14 protein-coding genes and 1 riboswitch are annotated in these 14,174 nt (G+C 63.7%); of the genes, 5 read left to right on the top strand and 9 right to left on the bottom strand.

What is annotated here, in order from left to right:
- Window positions 1–9: 9 nt before the first annotated feature.
- A complete protein-coding gene (locus tag C8264_RS15955; protein WP_108461973.1) occupies window positions 10–192 on the bottom strand; it encodes a CbtB domain-containing protein in 183 nt (60 codons plus the stop codon).
- A 36-nt stretch (window positions 193–228) separates the two neighbouring features.
- Window positions 229–440: riboswitch (cobalamin riboswitch) on the bottom strand.
- A 79-nt stretch (window positions 441–519) separates the two neighbouring features.
- Here C8264_RS15955 and C8264_RS15950 point away from each other — a divergent pair.
- Both C8264_RS15950 and C8264_RS15945 read left to right on the top strand, forming a co-directional pair.
- Complete coding sequence (locus tag C8264_RS15950) at window positions 520–774, top strand: DUF2164 domain-containing protein (RefSeq protein ID WP_108461972.1); 255 nt, start codon at window positions 520–522, stop codon at window positions 772–774.
- 12 nt (window positions 775–786) lie between these two features.
- A complete protein-coding gene (locus C8264_RS15945; protein ID WP_425430686.1) occupies window positions 787–1,143 on the top strand; it encodes a DMT family protein in 357 nt (118 codons plus the stop codon).
- A gap of 47 nt (window positions 1,144–1,190) precedes the next feature.
- Here C8264_RS15945 and znuA read toward each other — a convergent pair whose 3' ends face one another.
- The gene (znuA, locus tag C8264_RS15940) at window positions 1,191–2,156 is read right to left on the bottom strand and encodes a zinc ABC transporter substrate-binding protein ZnuA (protein ID WP_108461971.1); all 966 of its coding nucleotides are present in this window, start codon (window positions 2,154–2,156) and stop codon (window positions 1,191–1,193) included.
- A 110-nt stretch (window positions 2,157–2,266) separates the two neighbouring features.
- Here znuA and C8264_RS15935 point away from each other — a divergent pair, with 110 nt between their 5' ends.
- The 3 genes from C8264_RS15935 to C8264_RS15925 all read left to right on the top strand — a co-directional run bounded on the left by C8264_RS15935 (window position 2,267) and on the right by C8264_RS15925 (window position 4,444).
- On the top strand, window positions 2,267–3,067 hold the full coding sequence (locus C8264_RS15935) for an ATP-binding cassette domain-containing protein (RefSeq protein WP_108461970.1): 801 nt from the start codon (window positions 2,267–2,269) through the stop codon (window positions 3,065–3,067).
- Window positions 3,068–3,225: 158 nt separating this feature from the next.
- Window positions 3,226–4,044: a metal ABC transporter permease gene (locus tag C8264_RS15930; protein ID WP_108461969.1), complete on the top strand. Its 819-nt coding sequence runs from the start codon at window positions 3,226–3,228 to the stop codon at window positions 4,042–4,044.
- Complete coding sequence (locus tag C8264_RS15925) at window positions 4,034–4,444, top strand: Fur family transcriptional regulator (RefSeq protein WP_108461968.1); 411 nt, start codon at window positions 4,034–4,036, stop codon at window positions 4,442–4,444. Before C8264_RS15930 ends, C8264_RS15925 begins: the two co-directional genes overlap by 11 nt.
- Before the next feature lie 107 nt (window positions 4,445–4,551).
- Here the strand turns inward: C8264_RS15925 and rsmD are convergent, their stop codons facing one another.
- From rsmD to C8264_RS15890, 7 genes are all read right to left on the bottom strand, one after another.
- A complete protein-coding gene (gene rsmD, locus C8264_RS15920) occupies window positions 4,552–5,115 on the bottom strand; it encodes a 16S rRNA (guanine(966)-N(2))-methyltransferase RsmD (protein WP_108461967.1) in 564 nt (187 codons plus the stop codon).
- Between the two features lie 114 nt (window positions 5,116–5,229).
- Complete coding sequence (locus tag C8264_RS15915; RefSeq protein WP_162783693.1) at window positions 5,230–7,158, bottom strand: pseudouridine synthase; 1,929 nt, start codon at window positions 7,156–7,158, stop codon at window positions 5,230–5,232.
- Window positions 7,159–7,261: 103 nt separating this feature from the next.
- Window positions 7,262–7,984 carry a hypothetical protein gene (locus tag C8264_RS15910; protein WP_108461965.1) on the bottom strand — a complete coding sequence of 241 codons (723 nt, stop codon included), beginning with the start codon at window positions 7,982–7,984 and terminating at the stop codon, window positions 7,262–7,264.
- An 84-nt stretch (window positions 7,985–8,068) separates the two neighbouring features.
- A complete protein-coding gene (lspA, locus tag C8264_RS15905) occupies window positions 8,069–8,632 on the bottom strand; it encodes a signal peptidase II (RefSeq protein ID WP_245893282.1) in 564 nt (187 codons plus the stop codon).
- Window positions 8,633–8,795: 163 nt separating this feature from the next.
- Window positions 8,796–11,768 (bottom strand): isoleucine--tRNA ligase, encoded by a 2,973-nt coding sequence (ileS, locus tag C8264_RS15900; protein WP_108461964.1) that lies wholly within the window; start codon window positions 11,766–11,768, stop codon window positions 8,796–8,798.
- 253 nt (window positions 11,769–12,021) lie between these two features.
- The gene (locus C8264_RS15895; RefSeq protein ID WP_205245704.1) at window positions 12,022–13,002 is read right to left on the bottom strand and encodes a bifunctional riboflavin kinase/FAD synthetase; all 981 of its coding nucleotides are present in this window, start codon (window positions 13,000–13,002) and stop codon (window positions 12,022–12,024) included.
- Window positions 13,003–13,007: 5 nt separating this feature from the next.
- Entirely contained in the window at window positions 13,008–13,874 is an 867-nt protein-coding gene (locus C8264_RS15890; RefSeq protein ID WP_108461963.1) for a TIGR01459 family HAD-type hydrolase, read from the bottom strand.
- Window positions 13,875–14,174 lie beyond the last annotated feature (300 nt).

Raw genomic sequence — 14,174 nt, 5'->3', positions numbered from 1 at the left:
TGCGCTGCCTTAGTGGCAGGGGAAGCCCATGGCGTGGCGGGTGTCGTGCGCGCCGTTATGGAGGCGGTAATCGCCAGCAAAGCCGGTGCCGACAAGCAGCGTCAAACCAAGCAGCAGCGCGAGCGAGCCCGCGATGAGCCGCTGAGAGACGGATAGTGACTGGAGGCCAGTCGTCGTGATCGAAGTATTCATGCGGCACCCTCCGTGCGCGGAACAATTTGGGCTTTTCGCCCGGCTCGTGTGCCGGCAGGTCTCCTGGCTCGCGGTGATTGCAGTCCCCTCGCCTTCCCGGCTTAACGCCAGTGGCTTGATGAGAAGACCCACCGCTTACAGTTGCGGGGGCAGCTACGGATCGGGCCCCTGATGGGTAATCCCTACCGTATTCCCTTTTGATCCCCTTGCCGCAACGGGCGCGGGGAACCAACACGTGACAAGGACTATCCCCTTGCGTGGAGGCGGTCAATCACTGGTGTGGGGCGAGGCGACTCGCGGTATGACCGCGCCAGAAGGAGAGCGTTCATGAAGCCGATCAAGTTCAGCCGCGAAGAAGCCAAGGCCATTGTCGGGGAAATCCAGGATTACTTCCGTGACGAGCTGGACCAATCGATCGGGGCCATGCCGGCGGAAATGCTGATGATGTTCTTTGCCGACAAGATGGGCGCGTATTTCTACAATCGCGGACTCTATGACGCGCAGGAGCTGGTCCGGCAGCGCATGGACAGCCTCAACGACGAAATCTATGCGCTGGAACAGCCGACCAAGCATCTGCGCTAAAGGGAGCCGCAATTGGGCCTGAACTTCGCAACATTGGCCCCGATCGGGCTGCTCCTTGCGTCCAATGTCTTCATGACATTTGCCTGGTATGGGCATCTGAAATGGCCCACCTCGGCGCTGTGGGCGGCGGTGCTGATCAGCTGGGGCATCGCGTTTTTCGAGTATTGGCTGGCAGTACCCGCCAACCGGATCGGGGAAGCGGTTTATTCGCCGTCCGAGCTCAAGACGATCCAGGAAGTGATTTCGCTCAGCGTCTTTGCCGTGTTCACGGTGTTCTACTTCGGCGAAAAGCTGACGGTGAACCACGGGGTCGGGTTCGGGCTGATCGCGCTGGGGGCGTTCTTTATCTTCAAGGGGCCGCTGAAGTAAGGCCCCACCCAACCTCCCCCTGTAAAGGGGGAGGAGGCTTCCGTGGGTTAGCCCAGGCAATCGACCAGGCTGGTGGCGAGGCCGCGCAGGAGGTTGGGGTAGAGGTCGGGGCCTTCGGAGAGGGCGCTGCCTTCGGGGTCGAGAATGCCGGATTTGGCGGTGGTGCCTTCGGTGATGGCGCTGATGATCGCGGGCTCGAAATTGGGTTCGGCAAAGACGCAGGTAGCGCCGAGTTCGGCGACGCGGGCCTTGAGTTCGTCGATGCGGGCGGCGCCGGGAGCGGTTTCGGGACTGACGGTGACCGAACCTGCCAGGGTCAGGCCGAAGCGCTGTTCGAAATACTGATAGGCATCGTGGAAGACGACGAAGGGCTGGTCCTTGACCGGGGCCAGGGTGGCGGCGAGTTCGGCCTCGAGATCATCCAGTTCAGCGATTTCGGCTTCGGCGTTGGCGGTGTAGGCCTGAGCGTTTTCCGGGTCGGCGGCTGAGAGGGCGGCCGCAATGTGGGTGACCATCAGCTTGGCGTTTTCCGGATCGAGCCAGAAGTGCATGTCGCCTTCGCCGTGTTCATGTTCATGCCCATGGCCATGGTCATGGTCATGGTCATGATCATGATCATGATCGTGATCGTGGCCATCGTGGTGCTCATGGGGTTCGAAGGCGCCGCCTTCGCGCATGGGGAGCAGGGCGATGCCGGGCGTTTCGGCGAGTTCGACGATTTCGGCATTGCCCGAGAGGGTGTCGAGCGCCTCGGCGAGGAAAAGCTCCATGCCATGGCCGGTCCAGAACACGATGTCGGCGGATTCGAGCGCTCCGGCATCGGACGGCTTGAGGGCGTAGTTGTGCGGGGACGCCGAGCCGCGCACAAGGAGCGTCGGCTCCCCTACCCCTTCCATGACGGCGGCAACCAGCGAATGAACCGGCTTGATGGAGGCCACGACGCTGGGCGCTGCCATGGCAGAAGTGGTCAGCAAGGCAGTGCCGAGCAATGCAGCGGGAAAGAGCAGGTTCATCGAAGCCTCATGTTATGTTATTACACTTGCGTCGACGTTATGCTATAACATAATTTACGCCGTCAAGCCCGGGTGTGAATAACCCGGCGCCAGTAGAGAGCACACTGCCCATGGATGCCCTGGCATCAAGAGAGACCCTGATAACGCTTGAGAATGCCGGGGTGAGCCGCGCTGGCCGCACGCTGGTGAGCGGCGTGGACCTGACGATTGCGCGCGGCGAGATCGTGACGCTGATCGGCCCGAACGGATCGGGAAAATCGACGACGGCCAAGCTTGCCACGGGCGTGTTGAAGCCCAGCACCGGCAGGGTGAGTCGCAAGGCGGGGCTGCGCATCGGCTATGTGCCGCAAAAGCTGAGCATCGACTGGACGCTGCCGCTGACCGTGGAGCGGCTGATGACGCTGACCGGGCGGTATTCGCGTGGCGAGATCAGCGCGGCGCTGGAAGCGGTGGGCGCCGAACGGCTGCTCAAGGCCGCGGTGCAGGAGCTTTCGGGCGGAGAATTCCAGCGGGTGCTGTTTGCGCGCGCGATGATCCGTAAGCCGGACCTGCTGGTGCTGGACGAGCCGGTGCAAGGCGTGGATTTTTCGGGTGAGGTGGCACTTTACGATCTGGTGCGCAACATTCGCGACACGACGCGCAGCGGTATCCTGATGATCAGCCACGACCTGCATGTGGTGATGGCGGAAACCGACACGGTGATTTGCCTCAATGGCCATGTCTGCTGCCGGGGCACGCCTTCGGCTGTGCAGCGCAGCCCCGAATATCTGCGGCTGTTTGGCGAGCGCGGGGCCGGTGCGCTGGCGCTTTATCAGCACCATCATGATCATGAGCACCATGATGATGGATGCGTGGTTGCGGAGGGACATGTGCATGAGCATGAGCATGGGGAGCACGTGCATGGGCATTGAGGTTTTGACTGGGTTCGGCGCCTCCAGCCCTGCTCTGGCCGCCCCCTGTGCATCCGCGTCATTCCCGCGGAAGCGGGAATCTCTCGTTCTTTCGGCCCCAAAGTGGGATTCCCGCTTCCGCGGGAATGACGCCGTGTCCGCTACCGGGGAGTGCGTCCATGTTCGGTGACTACTTCTCCCGCGCTCTTATTGCCGGCATCGGGTTGGCCCTCATCGCAGGGCCGCTGGGGTGCTTTGTCGTATGGCGGCGGATGGCATATTTTGGCGATACGATGGCGCATTCGGCGCTTTTGGGCGTGGCGCTATCGATCATCCTGTCCATGAACATGACGCTGGGCGTGTTCGCCGTCGCGGCATTGGTGGCCGGTGCGCTGATCGTGCTGCAGAAGCAGGCGACGCTATCGACCGACGCGCTGCTCGGCATTTTGAGCCATTCGACCTTGGCGGTGGGGCTGGTGCTGGTGGGTTTCCTCACCACCGTGCGCATCGATCTGATGGGTTTTCTGTTTGGGGACATCCTGGCCGTTTCGGTCGAGGACATTGCCATCATTTATGGTGGGGGTGTCGCCATCGTGGGGATGCTGATCTTTGCGTGGCGGCCATTGCTGGCGTCTACTGTCAGCCCCGAACTGGCCGAGGCCGAAGGGTTGCGGCCGGAGGCCAGCCGGTTGTTGCTGATGATCCTGATGGCGAGCGTCATCGCCATTGCCATGAAGCTGGTGGGCGTGTTGCTGATTACCTCGTTGCTGATTATCCCTGCTGCAACGGCGCGGCGATTGAGTTCGACGCCGGAAGCCATGGCGATTGTTGCGGCTGTGCTGGGGGCTCTTGCAGTGGTCGGCGGGCTGTTCGGCTCGCGGACCTGGGACACGGCTTCCGGGCCCTCTATCGTGGTGATGGCGCTGGTTGTATTCCTTGTGTCGCTGGCCGTGCCGGTGACGCGTTTGTTCGGCAGGAGAGAAATCCATGGCACATAGTCACGAAGTCCCGGCGGACCTGACGCGCAACCAGGGGCTGGTGCTCGGGGCACTCAACCATTCGGCGGGGCCGCTCAGCGCCTATGACATCCTCGACAGGCTGCGCGAGGAGGGCCTGCGGGCGCCGCTGCAGGTCTATCGGGCGCTGGACAAGCTGGTGGAGCGCGGGCTGGCGCACCGGCTGGAATCGCTCAATGCGTTTGTCGCGTGTGCGGACGAGCATTGCCACCGCAAGGGGCTGATCGCGTTCGCCATCTGCGAGGGGTGCGGGAAGGTGGATGAATTTGCCGATCCCGTAATCGAGGAGCGGTTGGGGGATTGGGCCGGCGCCAAGGGGTTCCGCGTGGAGCGAACCACGATGGAGATCCGGGGGCGGTGTGGGGCTTGCGTGGGGGTGTGATCCCCTGCGCTGACCCAGCATGCGATGGGAGGCCACCCCCACCCTTGATCCCTCCCCGCAAGGGGGAGGGTGCCGACTGCAAGGTTGTGCGCCGAAGTCACAAGCGGTTAGTCGGCGGTGCCAAACGTCAGGAAGTGGACGGCAGCCGAGCCGTAGATGCGGCGGTCGTCGAGGGTGTAGCCATCGGGGATGGTGATTTCCGCGTCGGCGCTTTCCTCGAAGACGATGGTGGCTTCGGGGGCGAGCCAGCCATTGGCGGCGATGTGCGTCAGGGCGCGCTCGCCTAGGCCCTGGCCATAGGGCGGATCGAGGAACACCAGGTTGAACTGGCCGAAGGTGCCGGGGGTGCCCAGATCGGTGGCGTCGCGGCGCAGAAGCTTGGTGACACCGCCGGCACCGAAGGCTTCGATGTGGTCGCGGATGATGCCGCGAGCCTCGGCGCCCATGTCGACGAAGGTCACGTGGCCCGCGCCGCGGGAGAGGGCTTCGAAGCCCAATGCGCCGGTGCCGGCAAAGAGATCAAGCACGCGCACATCGGCGAACACAGGGCCCAACCGGCTGGCGAGGATGTTGAACATCGATTCGCGTACGCGGTCGGCGGTGGGCCGAATGCTGTCATCGGATGGTGAGATCAGCGATTTGCCGCGGAACTTGCCGGCGATGATGCGCATGGTGGGTCCTTCCAGTGGCCCTCATAGTGAGCCTGTCGAACCACGAGGGCGGAACCGGATGGTGCCACGCCCTCGTCCTTCGACGGGCTCAGGATGAGGTCCACTTCGAATTTATCACTTTGGACGACGTGGACCCGTGGGGCGACCCGATGTCGGGCGCCCTGCTCCGCCCGGGCGACCGCCACCTGCGGGACGGCCACCTGATGGAGGACGACCACCACCGCCCGCGGGACGACCAGCGCCGCCGGGACGGCCGCCCGGCTTGGGGCCGCGCTGCGGGGCTGCACCATCGCGCTTGGGCGCGGGCTTGCCATCAGCGCGGAAGCGCGGCTTGCCATAGGTCTTGGCCTCGGAGCCGAATTCGTCGCGACCGGGACGCGTTGGCCGTGCGGGACGATCGCCGGAGGGGCGGCCACCCGATGGACGATCCCCGCCGTCACGGAAGCTGCGGGGCTTTTCGGAGAAGTTGCGGCCGGGCCGCTTGGCTTCGCCCTTGAAGGCTGCGCCTTCGCCGCGTTCGCTATCGGGCCGCAGGCGCGGCTCGAACGTGCGGGCGCCCTCGCCTGCCCCGGCATCGCTGCGGCGTGGGCCACGTGGCGTACCGGTGAATTCACGATCACGCGGCGGACGCGCACCGCCCTCGGGACGGGGCCCGCGCGGACGCTCACCAAAATCCCGGGTCGGGCGTTCGCTGCGGTCGGCTGATGGACGGGCGCCGGCCGGGCGGTCACCATAGGGACGCTTGGGGCGGTCGCCATCCTCGCGGCGCGGGCCGCGTGGCTTGTCGAATGCAGGTTTGTCGCCGAAGCTCTTTTTGCCGAAGGCCGGCTTGTCGCCAAAGGACTTCTTGTCGAATGGCTTCTTTTCGAATGGCTTCTTTTCGAATGGCTTTTTGGCGCCGGGTGCGCGCTCGGGCTTCTTGCCGAAGGTGCGGGCGGGCTGGTCATCGGGATCGCGCCATGCAGTGGCCTTGCCCAGACGCTTCTGCACGAATTCCTCGGGCGCGCGGCCATCCTCGTCGAAATGGACGTGGCGCGGTGGAGCCGCATCTTCCTCGCGCTCGTCGCGCTTGGCGACCGGCTTGCGGCTGTCGAAACGGCCGGGACGATCGGGACGCGGACGCTCGGCGCGGATTTCTTCCTCGGTCTTTTCGGCGTGGTCGGTAAAGCGGAAACGCTGGCGGGCGATTTCAACCGTGTTGGTGCCGCGGCCGGTAAGGCGATCGCGCGTCGGCTTGCCGACAAGCTGGTGCGCTTCGGGCATTTCGCTTTCGAAATCGACATCGGCGGCCTCGGCCAGCTTCTTGCCGAGCTGGTCGCGCAGGGTGGACGCCTTGACGGTTTCGATGCCGCCGACGGGAATGTCGGCGAGCTGGAACGGGCCGTAGCTGATGCGGATCAGGCGGTTCACCTCAAGGCCGAGCGCCCCGAGCACGTTCTTGACTTCGCGGTTCTTGCCTTCGCGCAGCGCCATGACGATCCAGACGTTGGAGCCCTGATCGCGCTCCAGGATGGCTTCGATGGAGCCGTAGCGGATGCCATCGATCTCGATGCCGTCCTTGAGCTTGTCGAGTGCGGCCTGGGTGACGGTGCCGTGGGCACGCACGCGGTAGCGGCGCAGCCAGCCGGTGGCGGGGAGTTCGAGAACGCGCTTGAGGCCGCCGTCATTGGTCAGCAGCAGCAGGCCCTCGGTATTGATATCCAGGCGCCCCACGGTGACGACGCGTGGAAGTCCGAGTGTTTCGAGGTGTTCGAAAACAGTGTCGCGGCCTTCGGGGTCCTTCTCGGTGACCACGAGGCCGGCAGGCTTGTGGTAGAGCCAGACGCGGGTGCCCTGGCGGGCAGCGAGCGGGGCGCCATCGACGATGATCTTGTCGCGGCTGGTGACGTTGAAGGCGGGGGTCAGGACCTTCTTGCCGTTGACCACGACGCGGCCTTCGGTGATCCACACCTCGGCATCACGACGGGAGCAAAGGCCGGAACGGGCGATCACCTTGGCGAGACGATCGCTGGTTTCGGGCTTGTTGGGAGCAGTTTCGCTCATGGCGGTATCTTTCATGTCATGCGGGACCCGGATGGGCGGCGCGAAAAACGAGAAGCGGCCGGGTGAACCGGCCGCTCAAAAGTGAATAAGGCTAGGCGTAGCGCTAGTCTGGAAGCTCCACGTCGCTGTCAGTCAGTCCAGCGCTTGTGCCGGAGCTGAGCGAGCCGGTCGAACTGCCGGACAGCTTTGGCGCCTGGGCCGCGCGGATCGCCCTGCGCACCGATTCGGGGCACTTGGGATCATTGATCGACACGATCTCGCCATTGCCGATCGAACACACCATGTCGGCACTGCCGACGCGGGTGAAATATTCCTCGGGCGGCAGGTAGAGCGGGCGATCGGTGTTGACAGCGACACTCACATTGGCGCGCTGCATGCGGGCGGTCAGCGCACGCGCTTCGGCCTCGGTCAGCGGACGGCCGGACACGGAGCGCAGATCCACCACCTTGGCATTGCGCAGGCGCTGGACATCGGCCTCGCTGAGGCCCGTCGTATCGATCTGGACGGTGTCGCTATCGACAGGCAGTTGCGCAACGGTGGCCTGGCGGCTCGGCGCGGGCAGCGTCTGGCCGGAAGCGGGCAGCACCAGGGGCGCGCGCGGCTTGGTCAGGTCTTCCTTGGGTGCCTCGCCGGGAATGAGGCCGACACCGCGGGCGGTGGAGCTCATCACTTCACGCTCGAAGGTGCCCACATCGGTCAGGGCATTGGTGCCTTCCACCGTGGTGCAGGCGGCCAGCGCCAAGGCCAGCACAAGGCCGGTGGCAATCTTGCCCGCCTGGAAAAAACCCTCAAGGGCCGACTGCCGCCCGGTCAAACCACTTGCCATGAAACCTCCTTCACCTAATCGGGCGCGCTTATAGCCCATTTCGCGCAGTAAGACCAGATTCTGGCGGCAACGTGTTTGTGCCGCTCAGACGGGCTGTTTCTTTGGATGACCAACCCCGACCATGTCGAGCAGCAGCAGGATCACGCCGGCAGTAATCGCGATATCCGCGAGGTTGAAAATGTAGAACGACCAGCTTCCCCAGTGGAGGTGGAAGAAGTCGGCAACCGCACCGTATAGCAGGCGGTCGAGCGCGTTGGAGAGGGCGCCGCCAATGCAGAGAGCGAGACCCAGCCGGATCAGCGTGACGTCAGTGCGCCACCACCAGATAGAAAGCGCCGCGATGGCGATGAGCATGATGAGACCCAGACCCCAGACGGGGAGGCCTTCGAGCATGCCGTAGGAGATGCCGGTGTTCCAGACCAGGACGTAATCGAAGAAATCGGTGACGCGCACGACTTCCCCGCCCCGCCAATTGGTCATGGAGAAGGGAATGAAGCTGGAATAAATCTGCACGCAGGGAGCGGCACCGTTGGCGATGCACTCGGAGGAGACCTGGAAGGCCTTGTGAGCGCGGTCGATGCCGAAGGCGAGAATGCCTGTGGTGAGGGAGAAGTAGGTAGAGGGCGTGGCGAGGCGCTGAATGGTCACGAAGGACACCCCCAACTGACCTCCCCCTGGGAGGGGGAGGGTTGTTCTGGTGGCAGCCTTTTCAGTGTCACGACGTCATTCCCGCGAAAGCGGGAATCTCCTGGCGGTTCCAGGCAAAAGTGGGATTCCCGCTTTCGCGGGAATGACGTTGTGGGCGCGGCCATCAGAGCCCCGCTGCAGCGCGTTCGCGCAGGGCCTGGGCATCGCGCAGGGTTACGTCGGGGAACTCGGGGTCCGATCCGACTTCGGGGAGGATTTTCCAGGAGCGGGCGCAGCGATTGCCTTCGGCAGGGGCTGGAACAACCGAGACGCCGGGTACGTCGTCCAGCGTGAAGCCTTCGCCGGCGCCTTCGACGATTTCGATGTCGGAGGTGATGGCGATTTCAGCCAGGTCATGCCCCTTGAGCGCTGTGAGGTAGCGGTCATCGGCGATGAAGACTTTTGGCGCAGCCTCGAGCGAGGAGCCGATGCGCTTTTCGCGGCGCTCGACTTCGAGGGCACCGGTGACGACGCGGCGGACGGCGCGGATCAGCTGCCACTTGGCAGCGAGATCGTCATTGATCCATTCGGCGGGGACTTCGGGGAAGAGGCGCAGATGGACGGAGGACCCCTCCTCAGGATAGCGCTCCAACCAGACCTCTTCCATGGTGAAGACCAGGATGGGCGCGAGCCATGCGGTGAGGCACTCGAACAAGTGATTGAGGACCGTCAGGGACGCCTTACGCTTGATCGAGGAGATCGGGTCGCAATACAGCGCATCCTTGCGGATATCGAAGTAGAACGCCGAAAGCTCGATGTTCATGAAATTGGTGAGCAGGGTCACGATACGGCGGTAGTCGTATTCCTTGTAGGCCGTGCGCACCTGCGTATCGAGCTGCGCCAGGCGATGCAGAATCAAGTGCTCCAGCTCGGGCATATCGGCGAAATCGACCGCGTCGGAGGGCTGGTAATGAGCGAGATTGCCCAGCAGCCACCGCAGCGTGTTGCGCAGCTTGCGGTAGCTGTCGACGGTGGTCTGGATGATCTCTTTCCCTAAGCGCAGGTCTTCCGAATAGTCTGACGAGGCGACCCACAGGCGCAGGATATCGGCGCCGTATTGCTTGATGATGTCCTGCGGGGCGACGGTGTTGCCCAGCGACTTGCTCATCTTGCGGCCTTCGCCATCCATGGTGAAGCCATGGGTGAGGACGCTGTCATAGGGCGCGTGGCCGTTGGTGGCGCAGGATTCGAGCAAGGAAGAATGGAACCAGCCGCGGTGCTGGTCCGAGCCTTCAAGATACATCGAGGCCGGGAATTTCAGGTGCGGCCATTTCTGCTTGTTGCGCAGCACCCAAGAGTGGGTGGTGCCGCTATCGAACCAGACGTCGAGAACGTCAGTGACCATCTCGTAGTCGTCGGCCTTGTAGGCATCGCCCAGATAGCGCTCGGCAGCGCCGGGCTTGTACCAGGCATCAGCGCCCTCTTCCTCGAAGCTCTGGGCGATGCGGTGATTGACCGTCTCGTCCTTGAGGATTTCGTTGGTCGACTTGTTGACGAACACCGTGATCGGCACGCCCCAGGCGCGCTGGCGCGACAGCACCCAATCGGGGCGATCGGCGATCATCGAGCGCAGGCGGTTCTGGCCTGCGGCGGGGTAGAATTTGGTGGCGTCGATGGCGCGCAGGGCGCGGTGGCGCAGGGTGTCACCGGCAGCGCCCTCGATGTCGCGGTCCATGTAAACGAACCATTGCGGGGTGTTGCGGAAGATCACCGGCTTCTTGGAGCGCCAGGAATGGGGGTATTGGTGCTTGACGCGGCCACGGGCAACCATGGCGCCGCGCTCGGCAAGAGCCGCGATAACGCGGTTATTGGCGTCGCCCTTCTTGCCGTTGTCGTCGATGACGCGGGCGCCTTCGAGGCCGGGGGCATCGGCGGTGTAGAAGCCATCGTCGCCCACAACATAGGGGATCGAAGTGTCGATGCCGCGCTTGGTGAGCAGCTGGCCCGAGTTCATCCAGATTTCAAAGTCGTCGAGGCCGTGGCCAGGCGCGGTGTGCACAAAACCGGTGCCTGCGTCATCGGTGACATGTTCGCCATCAAGGAGTGGAACCTTGAAAGCGTAACCATCGCCCAGACCCCGCAGGGGATGGGCGCATGCCGTGATGCGGGCAGGATCGACATCATTGAGACGATTGAAGCCGGTGACCTTGGCTTTGGCAAACACCTCTGAGGCAAGCTTGTCGGCCAGCACATAGCGCTCGCCTACGGCCGCCCAATTACCCTCGGCTGCCTCGGTCACCTCATAGAGGCCATAGGCGATCCTGCTGGAATAGCTGATGGCTCGGTTGGCCGGGATAGTCCAAGGCGTGGTGGTCCAGATGACGACCGATGCGCCCTCAAGGCCACGGATGGCAGTCGCTGCATCGGCAAAACCGGAGGGCGAGCTGGTGTCGACCGAGGTCGAGGCGCCCAAGACCGGGAACTTCACCCAGATCGTGTCGCTCTCGTAGTCCTGGTATTCGATCTCGGCTTCGGCCAGCGCCGTGCGCTCGACAACCGACCACATCACGGGCTTGGAGCCGCGATAAAGCTGGCCGGAGGTCGAGACCTTCATCAGTTCGCGCGCGATCTGGGCTTCGGCGTCGAAGCTCATGGTGAGATAGGGATTGTCCCACTCGCCGAGCACGCCAAGACGCTTGAATTCCTCGCGCTGGATATCGACCCAGGCTTCGGCAAAGGTGCGGCATTCCTGGCGGAATTCGACGACCGGAACGTCGTTCTTGTCCTTGCCCTTGGCGCGGTACTGCTCTTCGATCTTCCATTCGATGGGCAGGCCGTGACAATCCCAACCCGGCACATAGGCCGCGTTGAAGCCCAGCATCTGCATGGACCGCGAGATCATGTCCTTGAGCGTCTTGTTGAGCGCGTGACCGATATGGATGTTGCCGTTGGCGTAGGGAGGGCCGTCGTGCAGGGTAAAGAGCGGGCGATCCTTGGCCTGTTCACGCTGCAGGGCGTAAATATCCATGTCTTCCCACCGCTTGAGCCAGTCGGGCTCGCGCTGGGGCAGCCCCGCGCGCATGGGGAAACTGGTTTCCGGCAGGAAAAGGGTCGACGAATAATCGGTCTCGGTCGCGCCGGCAGCTGTATCGGTCATGGGATCAAGGCAATCGGTAAGGAAGATTTGGGCGCCTTTTAGCAAGGTGGGCGCACTGGAGCAAAGGATGATTTGGTGGGGGTGTGGAGGAGTGGAGGTGTTTGCTTCCGGCTCCTCGCTCCTGTCAGTTCCACCCACTGTGTCATTCCCGCGAAAGCGGGAACCCCTGTTTTGAAGCGGAGGTTCCCGCTTTCGCGGGAATGACGCGGTGATAACTAGGGAGTAGGTAAGAGCGGAAATGCAAGATCGACGCCTAGGCGCCAGTCACAAATCCCAGCTTCGCATCCAGTTCGCTTAGCGGCTTGGCGGCGGCGATGAGGTCGCGAGCCTTGCGGCTGTCGCGGTCCATGGCGGCGATGAGTTCGTCGAGGCCGGAGAAGACCTCCTGGCCCCGGATGTGGCCGATGAGGGCGACGGACAGGGTGCGGCCGTAGATGTCTTCGTCGAAGTCGAAGAGGTGGGTTTCGAAGGGCGGGCGCTGGTTGTTGAACATGGGCTTACCGAAGGCGGCGACGCCATCGAGCAGGCGATCACCCAACTTGGCTCGGACGGCGTAGACGCCCTGGGCGAGCTGGAAATTGGCGTGGGTGACCGTGTTTGCGGTCGGGTAGCCAAGTTCGCGGCCGCGCTGGTCACCTCTAACCACGCAACCGTCGAAGAACCAATGATAGCCCAGGAGCCGATTGGCGGCGGCGACGGCGCCTTCGGAGAGGGCGGCGCGGATGCGGGACGAGGAGATGACCTCGTCGCCCTCGTCCATCAAGTCCAGCGTTTCGACGGCGAAGCCATGTTGCTCGCCGGCCGCCTTGAGGAAAGTGGGCGTGCCGCGGCGCTGGCGGCCGAAGTGGAAATCGGAGCCCACGATAACGCCGGCAACGCCCAGCGCATCGACGAGGAAACGGGACACGAAATCCTCAGCCTCGATCTGCGAAAAGGCGCGGTCGAAATGCAGGATGGCGATGCCATCAAGGCCGAAGGTTTCTGCGAGGCGCGCCTTGGCGTTGCCGTCGGTGAGGCGGAACATGAAGGGCGCCGGGGCAAAGACGTCGCGCGGGTGGGGCTCGAACGTCAGCACCACGGCGGGCACGCCGGCTTGCCGGGCGCGAACTTTAAGGGTTTCGACAACCTGCTGGTGGCCACGGTGGAAGCCGTCGAAATTGCCGATGGCGACATAGGCGCCGCGCAGTTCCGCGGGCACGGCATCGAGATTGGCGAGACGAATGAAGCCCGTCACGGCATCTACCAGGCAAGCCGCGGCAGGAAACCGGCCATGCGGGCGCGGCTGGGGGCGACCAGATCGGCAATGGCCTGCGGATCTGGCTTGCCGAAAGCATCGAGTTCGGCGGCATGGATCGAGCCGGTGACGAACAGCAGATCGATGCCGAACTGGGCAGCACCGGTGGCGTCGGTGCGCACGCTGTCGCCGATGGCGAGAACGCGGGAGCGATCGAGCGGGCGGCCGGCGGCTTCTTCGGCGAGGCGGAAGGCTTCCTCGTATATTGGCTGATAGGGCTTGCCGGCCATCAGCACCATGCCGCCCATGGCGGTGTAGAGATCGCCCAGCGCGCCGCCGCAATAGATGATCTTTTCGCCATGTTCCACGACACGGTCGGGATTGGCGCAGATCATGGGCAGCTTGCGCGAGAGCCAGAACTTGGCGCGCTCGCGGTACATTTCGGGATTGTCATCATCGGTATCGAGATCGGTGACGACAACAGCTTCGGCTTCGTCGGCGCTGGTGCGGCGCACGTCGAGCCCTTCGTAGAGCGAATCATCTTCGGTTGCCGGGCCGACATGGTGGATCGGCTTGCCGCGGTATTTCGCAATCATGGCGCGGGTGGCGTCGCCCGATGAAACAATGGCGTCGTAGGCATCGCGGGTGACACCGAGGCGCTCCAGCATGGCAATGAGCGGGCCGGATGGACGGGGCGCGTTGGTGATGAAGACCACCTTGCCGCCGGCCTTGCGATACTCGGTCAGCGCTTCGACAGCACTGGGGAAAGCCGCGATCCCGTTGTGCACCACGCCCCAGACATCGCTGAGCACCGCATCATAGCGGCCGGAAAGTTCCGACAGGCCGGAAATGGAAGGCAGGGTCGCGGTCATCACAGCATCCAATGCGAACAGGGCGGAAGTTCTATGTGGCAGCTTGGGGGCGGGGATCAAGGGGAAAGCGCAGGGATGGGTGGTGGTGGGGAGGTGCGATGCTGCAGCATGGTGCGATATTCCAGCATCGTACCCCTCACCCTAGCTCTGCCACCTCGCTTGCGCTCCTGGCGGCGCCGACCTCTCCCCTGAGCAACCGTGTTTGGTGTCAATCCATGTTGGTTTTCCATAGGGTATTGCTGGCGAGCACGGCGTTGGCGGTTATGATGAGCTTTCGCATGGCGGCAACGATGGCCAGCT

Source organism: Devosia naphthalenivorans, assembly GCF_003056355.1.
Lineage (GTDB): Bacteria > Pseudomonadota > Alphaproteobacteria > Rhizobiales > Devosiaceae > Devosia > Devosia naphthalenivorans.
This window is presented reverse-complemented; position numbering and strand designations above follow the sequence as displayed.